18 protein-coding genes are annotated in these 13786 nt (G+C 63.9%); 10 read left to right on the forward strand and 8 right to left on the reverse strand.

Going from position 1 to position 13786, the window contains the following annotated elements; translation table 11 throughout:
• Positions 1–31: 31 nt before the first annotated feature.
• Positions 32–1468, forward strand: a complete 1437-nt coding sequence (locus tag HB777_19455; GenBank protein ID QND65867.1) for an MFS transporter — start codon at positions 32–34, stop codon at positions 1466–1468.
• 25 nt (positions 1469–1493) lie between these two features.
• Here the strand turns inward: HB777_19455 and HB777_19460 are convergent, their stop codons facing one another.
• Positions 1494–2510, reverse strand: a complete 1017-nt coding sequence (locus tag HB777_19460) for a polyprenyl synthetase family protein (GenBank protein ID QND65868.1) — start codon at positions 2508–2510, stop codon at positions 1494–1496.
• A 200-nt stretch (positions 2511–2710) separates the two neighbouring features.
• Here HB777_19460 and HB777_19465 point away from each other — a divergent pair, with 200 nt between their 5' ends.
• The 7 genes from HB777_19465 to HB777_19495 all read left to right on the forward strand — a co-directional run bounded on the left by HB777_19465 (position 2711) and on the right by HB777_19495 (position 6991).
• Entirely contained in the window at positions 2711–2935 is a 225-nt protein-coding gene (locus HB777_19465; GenBank protein QND65869.1) for a DUF2007 domain-containing protein, read from the forward strand.
• Positions 2935–3735, forward strand: a complete 801-nt coding sequence (locus tag HB777_19470; protein ID QND65870.1) for a methyltransferase — start codon at positions 2935–2937, stop codon at positions 3733–3735. Before HB777_19465 ends, HB777_19470 begins: the two co-directional genes overlap by 1 nt.
• A gap of 77 nt (positions 3736–3812) precedes the next feature.
• Complete coding sequence (locus tag HB777_19475) at positions 3813–4676, forward strand: S49 family peptidase (protein QND65871.1); 864 nt, start codon at positions 3813–3815, stop codon at positions 4674–4676.
• Positions 4677–4759: 83 nt separating this feature from the next.
• Entirely contained in the window at positions 4760–4945 is a 186-nt protein-coding gene (locus HB777_19480) for a hypothetical protein (GenBank protein QND65872.1), read from the forward strand.
• A gap of 20 nt (positions 4946–4965) precedes the next feature.
• Positions 4966–5865 carry a 4-(cytidine 5'-diphospho)-2-C-methyl-D-erythritol kinase gene (locus HB777_19485; GenBank protein ID QND65873.1) on the forward strand — a complete coding sequence of 300 codons (900 nt, stop codon included), beginning with the start codon at positions 4966–4968 and terminating at the stop codon, positions 5863–5865.
• Complete coding sequence (gene moaB, locus HB777_19490) at positions 5852–6406, forward strand: molybdenum cofactor biosynthesis protein B (protein ID QND65874.1); 555 nt, start codon at positions 5852–5854, stop codon at positions 6404–6406. Before HB777_19485 ends, moaB begins: the two co-directional genes overlap by 14 nt.
• A 141-nt stretch (positions 6407–6547) precedes the next feature.
• Positions 6548–6991, forward strand: a complete 444-nt coding sequence (locus HB777_19495) for an aldehyde-activating protein (GenBank protein QND65875.1) — start codon at positions 6548–6550, stop codon at positions 6989–6991.
• Between the two features lie 7 nt (positions 6992–6998).
• Here the strand turns inward: HB777_19495 and HB777_19500 are convergent, their stop codons facing one another.
• Both HB777_19500 and HB777_19505 read right to left on the reverse strand, forming a co-directional pair.
• Entirely contained in the window at positions 6999–7973 is a 975-nt protein-coding gene (locus HB777_19500; protein ID QND65876.1) for a hypothetical protein, read from the reverse strand.
• A gap of 147 nt (positions 7974–8120) precedes the next feature.
• The gene (locus tag HB777_19505; GenBank protein ID QND68829.1) at positions 8121–8645 is read right to left on the reverse strand and encodes a glycosyltransferase; all 525 of its coding nucleotides are present in this window, start codon (positions 8643–8645) and stop codon (positions 8121–8123) included.
• 150 nt (positions 8646–8795) lie between these two features.
• Between HB777_19505 and HB777_19510 the strand changes: the two genes are divergently transcribed.
• On the forward strand, positions 8796–9950 hold the full coding sequence (locus tag HB777_19510) for a PA0069 family radical SAM protein (GenBank protein ID QND68830.1): 1155 nt from the start codon (positions 8796–8798) through the stop codon (positions 9948–9950).
• Between the two features lie 152 nt (positions 9951–10102).
• Positions 10103–10798 carry a ribonuclease HII gene (locus tag HB777_19515; GenBank protein ID QND65877.1) on the forward strand — a complete coding sequence of 232 codons (696 nt, stop codon included), beginning with the start codon at positions 10103–10105 and terminating at the stop codon, positions 10796–10798.
• Between the two features lie 272 nt (positions 10799–11070).
• Here the strand turns inward: HB777_19515 and HB777_19520 are convergent, their stop codons facing one another.
• The 5 genes from HB777_19520 to HB777_19540 form a co-directional block, all read right to left on the reverse strand.
• On the reverse strand, positions 11071–11562 hold the full coding sequence (locus HB777_19520; protein QND65878.1) for a F0F1 ATP synthase subunit B: 492 nt from the start codon (positions 11560–11562) through the stop codon (positions 11071–11073).
• 10 nt (positions 11563–11572) lie between these two features.
• On the reverse strand, positions 11573–12172 hold the full coding sequence (locus tag HB777_19525) for a F0F1 ATP synthase subunit B (GenBank protein ID QND65879.1): 600 nt from the start codon (positions 12170–12172) through the stop codon (positions 11573–11575).
• 63 nt (positions 12173–12235) lie between these two features.
• A complete protein-coding gene (locus HB777_19530) occupies positions 12236–12460 on the reverse strand; it encodes a F0F1 ATP synthase subunit C (protein QND65880.1) in 225 nt (74 codons plus the stop codon).
• A gap of 84 nt (positions 12461–12544) precedes the next feature.
• Complete coding sequence (locus tag HB777_19535; protein QND65881.1) at positions 12545–13303, reverse strand: F0F1 ATP synthase subunit A; 759 nt, start codon at positions 13301–13303, stop codon at positions 12545–12547.
• Positions 13304–13362: 59 nt separating this feature from the next.
• A complete protein-coding gene (locus tag HB777_19540) occupies positions 13363–13770 on the reverse strand; it encodes an ATP F0F1 synthase subunit I (protein ID QND65882.1) in 408 nt (135 codons plus the stop codon).
• Between the last annotated feature and the right edge of the window lie 16 nt (positions 13771–13786).

A 13786-nucleotide genomic window follows, 5' to 3' on the forward strand; every position in this document is an offset into this window, starting at 1 on the left:
TCGATCGATCAAGAATCAAAAGGAGATTTGTATGAGCACACTCGATCAAGGGGTGCCGTTCGGCGCCACGGCGACACAGGGAGGGACGGGCGCGAAGCGAGGCGCCACACTGGCATTGCTCGCCTTCGCCCAGCTTATCATCGCTCTCGACATCAACATCGTCTTCGTGGCGCTGCCCGAAATCGGGGCTGGGCTGGGCTTTTCCGGCCAGACCTTGCAATGGGTGGTGAGCGCCTACACCGTGTTTACCGGCGGCTTTCTATTGTTTGGCGGCCGCGCCGCCGATCTCATCGGTCAGCGCCGCATTTTCATCTTCGCGCTCTGGCTCTACGCGCTTTCGTCGCTGGTTGGCGGCCTCGCCGGGTCGCCGGAAATCATCATCGCCGCCCGTGCCGTGCAAGGCATTGGCGGCGCCTTCCTGTTCCCGGCGACGCTCTCGCTGATCAACCGCCTGTTTGCCGAAGGACCGGAACGCAACCGGGCGCTGGCGGTGTGGGGCGGTGCCGGCGCAAGCGGCCTCACCCTTGGCTCGTTGGCCGGCGGATTCCTGACAGGCGCCTTCGGCTGGTCGTCGGTCTTCTACGTCAATGTGCTGCTGGCTGGCATCGCCATCATCGCCGCTTTTGCCATCATTCCACGCGATCCCAAGCGGCACGAGCACCGCAACTTCGATCTGCCGGGCGCGCTGACCGTCACCGCAGGCGCCACGTTGCTGGTCTTCACGCTGGTCCAGGGACCTGAATATGGCTGGGGTTCGCCAGCGATCATCGCCAGCGCCGCGCTGGCAGCGATCTTCATCATCGCCTTCGCGCTGATTGAGGCAAAGAGCGCCGACCCACTGATGCCGCTGCGGCTGTTCCGCAATCGCAGCCTCGTCGCCGGCATGACGATCACCTTTCTGTTCATGGGAACGTTCGGGGCCCTGCCCTATTTCCTTACTGTCCTGCTGCAGATCGTGCACGGCTTTACCGCGCTGGAAACCGGCCTTGCGTTCCTGGTGCCGTCGATCGCCATCGCCGCCGGCACGCAGCTCGGTGAACGCCTGGCGACGCGCTTTTCGACCCGCTCGACCCTGGTCGGCGGCATGGTCATAGGGGCGGCCGGCACAGCGCTGATGGTCCTGGGAGCATCAGCCGACAGCAGCTATCTGGCTCTCGTTCCAGGGCTGATCATCTCCGGTGTCGGACAGGGCATCGTTTGGACCGCCATGTGGATCGCGGCCGCGTCGGGCGTGGCTCACGACGAACAGGGCGTTGCCTCGGGGATGGCATGCACGACGCTCAACATCGGAAACGCGATCGGCATGGCGACGTTGATCGCGATCGCCAACAGCTATGTCGGCGGATTGACTGGCGATGCACTGAAGGCCGCGATAGCCGACGGCATACAGATTGCCTTCTGGCTGGCGGCGGCGGGCATCGTCGTCAGCCTGCTTGCCGCGATGGTCCTCCCTGCAAAAGCGAAATAGGCGGCTCCGTCGCGGGTGGCGCCGCTCAGTTCACCCGGCTGATGCAGAAATCGATGACGTCGATCAGCGCCGATTTCTGCGGCGTCGCTTCCAGCGGCGCCAGCGCGTCGCGGGCGATCTCGCCAAAATGGCGGGCACGCCCGATCGTGTCGGCAATGGCGCCGTGGCGGGTCATCAGGCCGGTCGCCTTTTCCAGACCGGCGTCATCGGTGACATTGTCCTCGATGGCGCGCTTCCAGAAGGTGCGCTCGGCCTTGGTGCCGCGCCGGTAGGCGAGAATGACCGGAAGCGTCACCTTGCCCTCACGGAAATCGTCGCCGACATTCTTGCCCAGATCCTTGCTGGTGCCGCCATAGTCCAGCGCATCGTCGATCAGCTGGAAGGCAAGGCCGAGATTCATGCCATAGGAGCGCAGCGCGGCACGGTCGTTGCGCGTCGCCTGGGCAATGACGGGGCCGACTTCGGCCGCCGCCGAAAACAGCGCCGCGGTCTTGGCCTTGATCACCGCAAAATGCTCGTCCTCGGTGGTTTCGAGGTTCTTGGCGGCGGCAAGCTGCATCACCTCGCCCTCGGCGATGATCGAGGCCGCACTCGACAGGATGTCGAGCGCTTCGAGCGAGCCGACATCAACCATCATGCGGAAGGCCTGGCCGAGCAGGAAGTCGCCGACCAGCACGCTCGCCTGGTTGCCCCAGATCATGCGGGCGGTCTTCTTGCCGCGGCGCATGCCGCTCTCGTCGACGACGTCGTCGTGCAGCAGCGTCGCCGTGTGCATGAATTCGACAGAGGTGGCGAGCTTGACGTGGCCCTCGCCGGTATAGCCGAACATCTGCGCGGCGGCGAGCGTCAGCATCGGCCGCAGCCGTTTGCCGCCGGACGAGATCAGATGATTGGCGACCTCCGGGATCATCTCGACGTCGGAGCCGGCCTTGGACAGGATCAATTCATTGACGCGCCCCATGTCGGCAGCCGTCAGATCGATCAAATCCTTGATGGAGGCGGGCTCCCGCTTCCCGTTTTCGATGTTGAGAACGACACCCACGACAATCACTCCCGTCTTGGTATAACGCGTGCGACGGCACCCTTAGTCCCTGCACGGACTCTAGGGCGGCGGACACGGCCACGGCAAGTGGCGAATTGGCGCGGCGGCGATGACAGCGTGTCAACGACCCGGGAGGGAGCGGGCTGCCTCGGAATCCCCTGCCCGTTTACATCAATAGCGCAAACTGCGAGTTTCACACGATGATAGAACTTGTCCGCACCAACGATGCCGTGATCATCTCCTTTGTCGAATCGCTGATGCGCGACGCCGGCATCGCCTGCTTTGTAGCCGATCAGAATATGAGCATTCTCGAAGGGTCGATCGGTCTTTTGCAGAAGCGCGTCATGGTCGACGCCGACCAGGCCGACGCGGCACGGCGCATCCTGACGGATGCCGGCATCGCCAACGAAATCCGCGGAAAATAATGTCCGCCGCGCCCGCCGCCCTTGTCCCGGACACGCCGGCCCATACGGTCGACGCCTTCCATCGCGGCCGGTTCTGGCTCGTGCAGCCCAAGCAAGGCGGCCATCGCGCCGGCATGGATGCAATGATGCTGGCGGCGTCCGTGCCATCCTCCTTCGGCGGGCGTCTCGCCGATTTCGGTGCCGGCGCCGGGGCTGCCGGACTGGCGGTGCTGTCGCGCTGCCCGGCGGCAGAGGCGATGCTTGTCGAAAAGGCGCCGGAAATGGCGGCCTTCGCGGCGGCCACCCTTGCCCATCCCGGCAATGCCCATCTTAGCGATCGTGCCTCCGTGCTCGTCGCCGATGTCACGGTGTCGGGACGAGCGCGGGCGGCCGTCGGCCTCGCCGACAACGACTTCGACTTCGTCATCATGAACCCGCCCTTCAACGCCGCACGGGACCGCGCCACCCCCGATCGGCTGAGAAAGGAAGCCCATGTCATGGAGGATGGGCTGTTCGAGAGCTGGATCCGCAGTGCTGCGGCGGTTGTGAGGCCGCGCGGCGGGCTTGCCGTGATTGCCCGCCCCGAGCAACTCGGCGCCATTCTCGATGCGATCGCGGGGCGCTTCGGCGACGCCGAGATGCTTGCCGTCCACCCTCGCCCGGACGCGGCGGCGATCCGCATCGTCGTGCGGGCAGCGCTCGGGGCGCGGGGAAAGCTGGCCATCCGCCCGCCCCTGATGCTGCACGCGCAGTCGGGCAACGGTCTCGACGAGCGCAGCGAAATGATCACCAACGGCCTCGCCTCGCTGTTTGGAGACTGAGCTATTCTGCCCGGCCACATTGCCGTTGGCCGGGAAATCCCTACATGCCTGCAACATCGACCGGAGACCGCGCCCTCGTGAAACGACTTATCAACCGCCTGCTGCCGAAATCCTGGCGCTCCACCATCGTCACCATTCCGGTCATCCGGCTGCACGGCACGATCATGGCCGGCGGTGGCCAATTCCGGCCGAGCCTGTCGCTGGCCTCTACCGCTGGCCTCATCGAGAAGGCGTTTTCCTACGACGCGCCGGCTGTTGCCATCTCGATCAATTCACCGGGCGGCTCGCCGGTGCAGTCGCGGCTGATCTTCAAGCGCATCCGCGACCTGGCGACCGAGAAGAACAAGAAGGTGCTGGTCTTCGTCGAGGACGTCGCGGCATCGGGCGGCTATATGATCGCGGTTGCGGGTGACGAGATTTTCGCCGATCCGTCCTCCATTGTCGGTTCGATTGGCGTGGTCTCGGCCTCGTTCGGCTTCCCGGAACTGATGAAGAAGATCGGTGTCGAGCGCCGTGTCCACACCGCGGGCCAGAACAAGGCGGTGCTCGATCCGTTCAAACCCGAGAAGAAGGAAGACGTCGAACGCCTGAAGGCGCTGCAGCTCGAGGTGCACGGCACGTTCATCGATCTCGTCAAGGAGCGGCGCGGCACCAAACTGAAAGACGATCCGGACCTGTTCACCGGCCTGTTCTGGACCGGCATCAAGGGACTCGAACTCGGGCTGGTCGATGCGCTCGGCGACATGCGCACGGTGCTGAAGACCCGTTTCGGGGCAAAAACCCAACTCAGGCTGATCACGGCGCCGCGCGGTTTCCTCAGCCGCTTCGGCCTGTTCGGCTCGAGCAAGGGCTTCTCAGTGCCCGATATCGCAGCCGCTGCCGCGAGCGGCGTGATCGATGCGGCGGAAGAGCGCGCATTGTGGTCTCGCTTCGGGCTTTGAAAACCCGGCAAAACCGTCTAGCATAAGAGCTTAACCGACCCGACCGGCCGCCTTAGCCGGCCCAGCGTGGGAGGAGTTTTGGCATGCCGCAGATCATTTTCTTCACCGTCGTCGGCGTCGCAGCCTATTTCGGCTACCGCACCTTCATCCGTGAAGCCGAGCGCGTGACCGCCAAGGTGCGGCGCACCGAAAAGCAGGCAGCCAACGGCGCGATGGGAACGTTGGTCAAGGATCCGAAGACCGGCGAATACCGGCTGGCCAAGGACTGAGCATCATCTCGCATACCATTGTGGACACCGACATCGGGTCGCGTAGCTGGCACGCGCACGCCAAGATCAATCTTGCGCTGCATGTCACCGGCAGGCGCCCTGACGGCTATCATCTGATCGAGAGCCTGGCGGTGTTCACGCGGTTTGGCGACAGGGTCGAAATCGCGCTCGCCGACAGCGATGAGTTCACCGTGTCCGGCCGTTACGCCCCGGCCGTTCCTCTCGATGCAAGCAATCTGGTGCCTAGGGCACGCGATGCCCTGCGACAGGCGGTCGGGCACGAGAGAACACCGCCGGTCGCCATCCGGCTCGAAAAGAACCTGCCGGTCGCCTCCGGCGTCGGCGGCGGGTCTAGCGACGCGGCAGCCGTGCTGCGCGGGCTGGCGCAGACTTGGGCCCTGGACATCGAAGGCACAGAGTTGGCGCGGATCGGACTTTCGCTTGGCGCCGATGTGCCGATGTGCCTGGCGGCAAAGCCTCTGGTCGCACGCGGCATTGGGGACGAGCTGTCGATGGTGCCGAATTTTTCGGCGCTTGGGCTGGTGCTGGTCAATCCAGGCACGCCGATCTCGACGGCGGATGTCTTTGCAGCGCTTTCGCGTCGTGACAATGAAGCCTTGCCGCCACTGCCGCGCAGCATCGATTTTCACAGCCTGCGCAACTGGCTGGAGATCACCCGCAACGATCTCGAGCCTGCGGCACTGGCGATGCAGCCGGCCATCGGCAGGGCCCTTTCCTGGCTGAACAAGGCTGGTTCGGGTTTTTCACGGATGTCCGGGTCCGGCGCGACCTGCTTCGGCCTGTTCGAAACCGGCAATGTCGCCAAGCGCGCGGCTGCCGAGATCCGCGGCCGCCAGCCCGACTGGTTCGTCGCGGCGACGCGCAGCATCGCATCGGAGGGCGCTGATGGCCACAATTGACGAAAGCCGCTCCTTCGTTCCCGTGCGCATCGCGGTGCTGACCGTTTCGGACACACGCAGCCTCGCCGACGACAAATCCGGCCAGACGCTGGCCGATCGCATCACCGAAGCCGGGCACATCCTGGCTGCCCGCGATATCGTCACCGACGACCGCGAAAAAATCCGCGACACCGTTCTGGCGTGGTCACGGGACAAAAGTGTCGATGTCGTCATCACCACGGGCGGCACCGGCTTCACCGGCCGTGACGTGACGCCGGAGGCGCTGGAGCCGATCTTCGAAAAACGCATGGATGGCTTTTCGGAAGTGTTCCACCGCATCTCCTACGACAAGATCGGCACCTCGACGATCCAGAGCCGGGCGACCGGCGGCGTCGTCAACGCCACCTTCGTCTTCGTGCTGCCGGGCTCGCCAGGCGCCTGCAAGGACGCCTGGGACGGCATCCTGAAGGCGCAGCTCGACTACCGGCACATGCCGTGCAATTTCGTCGAGATCATGCCGCGCCTGGACGAGCATTTGCGGCGCGGAAAATCGGCTTCGTAAGAGCCAAGGCAAAGCGCCGGTTTCACGCCACCTTTGCCAGGCAGAACAGCACCGGCGCCTTCGAAACGCCATTCCAAACCTGTTCCCGAAAAAGGTACCCTGCCTGAAGGCGATCATCGCCGACACGACAAGGCAGATCCAATGACCGTGCATACTGGCGGATGCCATTGCGGCAACGTTCGCCTTGGATTTTCAACCGAGCTCGCCCCCTCGCAAATCGAAGTTCGCGCCTGCCAGTGCTCGTTCTGTATCAGACATGGTTCGCGCGCTGTTGCCGATCCGGACGGCAGACTGATCATCTCGGTCAAGGACGAGGCGCGATTGCGGAGATATCAATTCGGGTTGAGGACGGCCGACTATCTGATCTGCCGGGAGTGCGGCGTCTACGTCGCCGCAATCGCCGGAAAGGACAATGCAATCGCCAGAGATGACGATGCCAGGGCGATCGTCATCATCAACGCCCTGGACGACCGGGAGTGGTTCAATCGGGAGCCGCTCCGTGTCGACTTCGATGCCGAAAGCAGGGCGCAGCGCCAAGAAAGGCGCCGCACACACTGGATGCCTGTCGAGATGAGCTTCGGATAGTCAACTCTCAGCGGATGACCGGCTCGCCATGAAACCGCCGGCGCGACGGCGGCGATACGCCGAAGCCGACTTCCATCATCAGCCGCGGCGTGCGTGCCGGCACGGTGCCCATGTGGAAGCCAAAGGGGTCCTCGACGAAGCCGAGACCGGCCTCGCCAGTCAGTGTCACCGGGCTCTGCTCGCCATAGACATCGAGAACCTCCTGCGCGGGATGGCCGACCAGGAGGGTGAGCTGATGCTTGAGGCTGCGGCGCTTGTGGCTGCCCCTGACATAGACATGCGGACCGGTGTCGGCATCGACCGGCTTGAGATAGAAGAAGAATTTCAGCATGCGCCAGTCGTCGAGGTCGAAATGATACTTGCCGAGCGAGGCAAGGTTCTTGTCGGCATCAGAGGCGGCACCCGTCGGAAAACTCCACCAGACGCGCGTCGTAATCAGTTTTGCCTGGCCGCCGAGATAGTGCGCGGCAACATCCAGAAGCAGCGGATCGCGCTGGATGGCGAGTGCTGCCGGACAGTCGAGGATGCGCTCGAAAAAGTGCCCGCTGAGCAGCGAGCGGCCGAAGCGCTTCTCGGCCTCGGCATGTTCACCCGGCATGAATTCGAGGCGGCGGTCGAAATTGCCGAAGCAAGCCGTACGCCCGGCAAAGTCTGCGATCTCCTCATGGATATCAGGCGGCAGGACCAGGCCCGAAAACAGCCCGTCGGAGCGCAGCGCGTCGACCACCGCCTCGCGTTCGACACCGGCAAACATCGTATCCCCCGCTTTGTCGGCCGGCTCGGCGCGTTTTGCACCCAGCCAATGCATGCGGCGTCCAGGCATTGTGCGCGCCAGCACGAACATCGGCAGCCAGGCTGGGTTTTCGCGCAGATCCGTCAGATAGGTTGGAATGCGCACGGCTATACGCCGCAGCAGGCTGCCGTTGCGCGCTATGGCCTCGAGACTGGCCGTGCCGGATGTGTCGGGGGTTGAAAGCTTCATTGGGTCCTCGGCTATGAGAGCGCCACCGATGCCGCATCGGTGCTCGCCACTCGGCATGACCCAAACCCAATTCACCCGCGTAAGCCGGAAGCTAATCCCGCGTCTGATTTTGTGCAATGCACAATAGAGAGAGCAGCTGCAAAAAAATCATTTCGGGGAGCGATGCTTCTGCTTTACCGGCGCCACCCAGATTTCGGCGTCGAGCCGCTTTGTCGCGAGGCCGCGGGCGATGGCCTCGGCGCTGCCGGCACTCTTGGCCGAGGCCGCGGCCTGACGCTTGCTGATCAGCAATCCGTCGGCCAAGGCACGGTTTCCCGAAAAGACGCGGGCCAGGAACGGCGTGCGGCTGCCGCGCGCCCGCGAAAACCGTGCCGCCATGGTTTGCCTGGCTGTATGGTCGACCACAACGTCGATCCAGCCCTCCACCAGCCGCGCGCCGGGCTCCAGCAGCAGCAGCCAGTCCCCCTTGGCCTGGCGGATGCCGGCAGCAACGCCGCCAGTCACGTACTGGCAGCCGGCATGCTCGGCCACGCGATGCGTCTGGTCGGTGGAACCCGTGTCGCAGACGATGACTTCACGCACCACGCCCTCGACCGCGCCGCCAATCAGCGAGGCAAGCGTGCGGGTAAGGCCTTCCTCGTCATTGCGGGTTTCGATGAGAACACTGAGCATCATTAGCCGAATAGCGGAAAGTGCGGCACTGCGCCAGTTACTGCAGCGCACCATAAAAAGTTCTTGATTTGTTCTCATCTACAAAATAGGAATAATTTCATGAACAGAGCGATTCGACACAACATGGACAGTCCCTGGGAGCGGGCGAAGATGGAACAGATCGTGCGCGCCGACATTGCAGCTTTCGGAGCAGGAAGAGCCGAGATGGCCAATGCGATGATCGAGCAGAGTGGCGTGCGTGTCCGTCCGGACCGCAACCGCGGCAGGTCGGCGGGCATCAATCCGTCCGGCCGGTTCGAGCCGGTCAGCCGGCATGTCTTCGACGATGGCTGGAATTCGCTGGAAGAACTGCCGCCCTTCAAGACCGAAGTGCAGGTCGAGAAGCCGCGCACCATCATCACCCGCAACGAATCGCCCGACATCTCCTTCGACCGTTCTATCAATCCTTATCGCGGCTGCGAGCATGGCTGTGTCTATTGCTTTGCCCGGCCAACGCACTCGTTCATGGGCCTGTCACCGGGTCTCGATTTCGAATCCAAGCTGTTCGCCAAGCCGGACGCGGCGCGCTTGCTCGACAAGGAGCTGTCGAAGGACGGCTACCAGCCGCGCACCATCGCCATCGGCACCAACACCGACCCCTACCAGCCGATCGAGAAGCAATACCGGATCATGCGCGAGATCCTCGAAGTGCTGGAAGCGCGCGGCCATCCGGTCGGCATCGTGACAAAATCCGCTTTGGTGACGCGCGACATCGATATCCTGTCGCGCATGGCCGAGCGCGGGCTCGCCAAGGTCGCGCTGTCGGTGACGACATTGGACCGGATGCTGGCGCGTACCATGGAGCCCCGCGCGTCGACGCCGACCAAGCGGCTGGAGGCTATCCGGCAGCTTTCGGACGCCGGCATCCCGGCTTCGGTCATGGTCGCGCCGATCATCCCCGGCCTGACCGACCAGGAGATGGAACGCATCCTCGATTCGGCACGCGCCGCCGGCGCGCGCGAGGCGGGTTATGTCGTGCTGCGCCTGCCGCTGGAAGTCAGCCCGATCTTCAAGGACTGGCTGCTGCGTCATTATCCGGATCGCTACCGCCACGTGATGTCGCTGATCCGCTCGATGCGCGACGGCAAGGACTACGATTCGGAATGGGGCAAGCGCATGAAGGGCGCCGGCCCCTATGCCTGGCAGATCGGCCGGCGCTTCGAGATCACCGCCAAGCGGCTCGGCCTCAATGCCGAACGGCGCACGCTGCGGACCGACCAGTTCGTTGCCGCTGCCAAGGATCAATTGCAGCTGACGCTGCTTTGAGAATGCAAATCACCGCGGCGGTTTGATCTGCCGCAGCACAAGAATTCCGTCCGGCCTGCCCCGGCCTGCAGACGGTGCCCTCCCGGTCCGGCGCCCCACCCGACCCGGAGGGACTTGCGGAGAATCGGAGCCGATGCGAACCTCGCCGCAACATGGCTCGCGCGCGTTCCGATTCTCCGCTTCTCTTTGAGATCATCGAGAAACCTGATTTCTCCTTCGAGACGAAGGCGATGGCGGACGGTTTGTGGCCAGTCGCCGGGATGGATGAGGCCGGCCGCGGTCCCCTGGCCGGGCCGGTGGTCGCCGCGGCCGTGGTGCTCGATCCCGCCAACATTCCGGACGGGCTCGACGATTCCAAGCGGCTCAGCCATTTGCAGCGTGAGGCGCTGTTCCTGCGCATCCTCGGCTCCGCGCAGGCGATTTCCATGGCCTCCATCAGTGCGGAGGGCATCGACGGCAGCAACATCCTCAAGGCCAGCCTCGAGGCCATGCGCCGCGCGCTGGTCGGCCTGTCGGTTCAACCGAAGCTCGCTCTCGCCGACGGGCGCGACGTGCCGCCGGGCCTGCCCTGCGAAGGGCGCGCGCTGATCAAGGGCGATCAGCGTTCGCAATCGATCGCCGCCGCCTCGATCGTCGCCAAGGTGATGCGTGACCGCATGATGTGCGGCTGCGGCAACCATCACGACCGCTACGGCTTCGAAGTCCATATGGGCTACGCCACGGTCCGCCATCGCACGGCGATCGAGGCGCATGGCCCGGTCGCGCGGCTGCACCGTGTGTCATTCTCGCCGTTCAGATTGGGCGGCGCTGAGGTGGTTGAAGAAGAGAGTTTTGTCGGGTTGGATTGAGCGGGCGGCAGCGACAAGGCAATCTCCCCCTCGTGGGGGAGATGTCCGGCAGGACAGAGGGGGGGCGCTGTCCCGCCGGCCTCTCAATCGATTGCAATCACGCCCTTGGGCTTATCCGATAGATCGCAGGACAACAAAGGTTAGCGTTCTTCACGCCCCCCTCTGCCCTGCCGGGCATCTCCCCCACGAGGGGGGAGATTGGCAGCTTCAGCGCCCAACAAAAAAGCCGCCAGGTTGCCCGGGCGGCTTTGATGCTTGGCTGGACGGACCGCCTAGTTCAGCTTCGACTTCACGTCGGCAAGCGAAGCCTTGAACAGATCGGCACCGGCCTTGGCGTCGATCTTGCCGGCGAGCAGCGTGCGTGCTGCCTCGACGGCGATATCGACGGCGCTGGCGCGGACTTCACTGATGGCGTCACGCTCGGCCTGTCCGATCTTCTGCTCGGCAAGCGCGGTGCGCCGGACGACATAGTCCTCGGTCTTCTTGTGCGCTTCGGCGGCAAGCATGTCGGCTTCGCGCTTGGCGGCGGCGACGATGTCGGCGGCCTCCTGCTCGGCTTCCTTGCGCTTGCGCTGGTACTGGCCGAGCAGCTGCTGGGCCTCCTCGCGCAGCCGGCGCGCTTCATCCAGCTCATTGCTGATCCTGGCGGCGCGGGCGTCGAGCGCCTTGGCGATCATGCCAGGCACCTTGATGTAGACGGCAACGCCCAGGAAGATGATGAGGGCTATCGTGGCCCACAGCGTCGCGAGAGATGTGTAATCCATGATGCGCTCCTCACCGGGCCACGGATTTGACCGCGGCCGCGATCTCGGCCTTGCTGGCCTTGCCGCCGACCAGGGCCTCGACGATCGCCGAAGCGGTGTCCTCGGCAATGCTGCCGACTTCCTTCATGGCATTGGCCTTGATGGAAGAAATGCGGGCTTCGGCCTCGCCAAGCTTCGCGTCGAGCGCGGCCTCGACCTTCTTGCGTGCGGTCTCGGCCTCGGCCTTGGCCGCATCGTTGGCCTGCTGGCCGATCGCGTTGGCCTTGGTCTTGGCTTCCGCCAGTTCCTGCTCGTAGGCAGCAACGGCGGCGTCGGCCTCGCCCTTCAACTTGGCTGCCTGGTCGAGGTCCTGCGTGATGCGATCGTTGCGGACATCGATGATGCCGCCGACGCGCGGCATCACAACCCGCTTCAGGAAGAGGTAGAACAGCCCGAAGGTGATCGCCAGCCACAGAAGCTGCGACGGGAACGTCGCCGGATCGAATGGCGGAAACGTGCCATGCGCTTCAGCAGGCACGCTGGTGCCGGAATGCGTGTCGCCTTCCGTTGCAGCGTGGCTGGTATCGGCTGATGGCGCGGACTCTTGCGCAAAGGCAGATGTCACGAACATGGACTATCCCCGAAATTCAGGCCCGCCGCTTGCGCGGCCGGCCTGTCCAATCTTCCCGAGTGCTCAGCCGAACAGGGCCAGAAGCGCGATGAGAAGCGAGAAGATGCCCAGAGCTTCGGTCACGGCGAAGCCGAAGATCAGACGGCCGAACTGGCCATCAGCAGCCGACGGGTTGCGCAGAGCGCCCGCCAGGTAGCTGCCGAAGATGTTGCCGAGGCCAATGCCTGCGCCACCCATGCCCAGGCAAGCGATGCCGGCGCCGATGTACTTTGCTGCTTCTGCGTCCATTTGTTCAACTCCTTTGGATCTAAAATTCCGTTGCGATTCCATCCGGCGCCAATGTTGGAAAACTCTTGGGCCGGAAACTCTTGGTCAGTGCCCCGGATGCAGGGCGTCGTTGAGATACATGCAGGTCAACACGGCAAAGACGTAGGCCTGCAGGAAGGCGACCAGCAGTTCCAGTGCCGTCAGCGCCACCGCCATGGCCAGCGGCAGGATCGAGCCTGCGACGCCGACCGCGCCGAGCGCGCTCAGGCTGACGACGAACCCGGAAAACACCTTCAGCGTGATATGGCCGGCGAGCATGTTGGCGAACAGACGAACCGAGAGGCTGACCGGGCGCGACACGAACGAGATCACCTCGATCAGCACCACCAGCGGCAGCAGGAAGACCGGCACGCCATGCGGTACGAACAGCTTCAGGAACCCAAAACCATGCTTCATGAAGCCGTAGATGACCACGGTTGCGATCACCAGCACGGCAAGGCCGAAGGTGACGATGATGTGGCTGGTGACAGTGAAGAAATACGGGAACAGGCCGAGCAGGTTGGCGACCAGCACGAACATGAACAGCGAGAACACAAGCGGGAAGAACTTCATGCCCTGCGTGCCGGCGGCGTCGCGCAACATGTTGCCGACGAATTCGTAGGCCATCTCGGAGACCGACTGAAGCCGGCCAGGAACCAGGCTGCGGCTCGAGGTCGTGAGAAACAGAAACGCCGCCGCAACGACCACGGTTGCGACCATGAACAGCGCCGAATTGGTGAAAGACAGATCGTAGCCGCCGATGTCGATCGGAATCAGCTTGTTGATATGGAACTGGTGGATCGGATCGACCTTGTCAGCTGCCACGTTCAAACCCCGTCAATGCCGCGTACGGCCTCGTTAGCATTACCGCACATCGTGCGCGGTCATTTCTTGTCGTCTTGGCCAGGACGCGATTTATCGCCCTGTCCGAATTCTGCCACAACGCCGGCGGAACGCATCACATTGAGCACTCCGGCGCCAAAACCAAGCAGCAGGAAAACGATCAAACCGAACGGCGATGTCCCCGCCATTCGGTCGATGATCCAGCCGATGCCCGCGCCCACCACCACGCCAGCGATAAATTCGCTGGAGAGCTTGACCGCCTGGCCATAACCGGCCGCACTGCCCGCTTTCGCGTCGTCTTTCCCCTCGAGCCGGTCCGGCCGCCTTGTCGCGAGCGAAGCTTCAAGGTCACGCCGGCGGCGCTCAAGATCGTCGTCGCGGATGCCGGGTTCATGTTGCTTGCCGCGGCCGGTTTCTCCGGTTCCGTCTGGCCCATTCTTGTCGGCCATCGCAACCCCCCTGCCC

The organism is Mesorhizobium loti, assembly GCA_014189435.1.
GTDB lineage: Bacteria > Pseudomonadota > Alphaproteobacteria > Rhizobiales > Rhizobiaceae > Mesorhizobium > Mesorhizobium loti_G.

Excerpts from the sequence above, each read along its gene's own strand:
- HB777_19455 (QND65867.1), top strand. The coding sequence starts at position 32 with ATGAGCACACTCGATCAAGGGGTGCCGTTCGGCGCCACGGCGACACAG.
- HB777_19465 (QND65869.1), top strand. The coding sequence starts at position 2,711 with ATGATAGAACTTGTCCGCACCAACGATGCCGTGATCATCTCCTTTGTC.
- HB777_19470 (QND65870.1), top strand. The coding sequence starts at position 2,935 with ATGTCCGCCGCGCCCGCCGCCCTTGTCCCGGACACGCCGGCCCATACG.
- HB777_19480 (QND65872.1), top strand. The coding sequence starts at position 4,760 with ATGCCGCAGATCATTTTCTTCACCGTCGTCGGCGTCGCAGCCTATTTC.
- moaB (QND65874.1), top strand. The coding sequence starts at position 5,852 with ATGGCCACAATTGACGAAAGCCGCTCCTTCGTTCCCGTGCGCATCGCG.
- HB777_19495 (QND65875.1), top strand. The coding sequence starts at position 6,548 with ATGACCGTGCATACTGGCGGATGCCATTGCGGCAACGTTCGCCTTGGA.
- HB777_19500 (QND65876.1), bottom strand. The coding sequence starts at position 7,973 with ATGAAGCTTTCAACCCCCGACACATCCGGCACGGCCAGTCTCGAGGCC.
- HB777_19505 (QND68829.1), bottom strand. The coding sequence starts at position 8,645 with ATGCTCAGTGTTCTCATCGAAACCCGCAATGACGAGGAAGGCCTTACC.
- HB777_19510 (QND68830.1), top strand. The coding sequence starts at position 8,796 with ATGGAACAGATCGTGCGCGCCGACATTGCAGCTTTCGGAGCAGGAAGA.
- HB777_19515 (QND65877.1), top strand. The coding sequence starts at position 10,103 with ATGGCTCGCGCGCGTTCCGATTCTCCGCTTCTCTTTGAGATCATCGAG.
- HB777_19520 (QND65878.1), bottom strand. The coding sequence starts at position 11,562 with ATGGATTACACATCTCTCGCGACGCTGTGGGCCACGATAGCCCTCATC.
- HB777_19525 (QND65879.1), bottom strand. The coding sequence starts at position 12,172 with ATGTTCGTGACATCTGCCTTTGCGCAAGAGTCCGCGCCATCAGCCGAT.
- HB777_19530 (QND65880.1), bottom strand. The coding sequence starts at position 12,460 with ATGGACGCAGAAGCAGCAAAGTACATCGGCGCCGGCATCGCTTGCCTG.
- HB777_19540 (QND65882.1), bottom strand. The coding sequence starts at position 13,770 with ATGGCCGACAAGAATGGGCCAGACGGAACCGGAGAAACCGGCCGCGGC.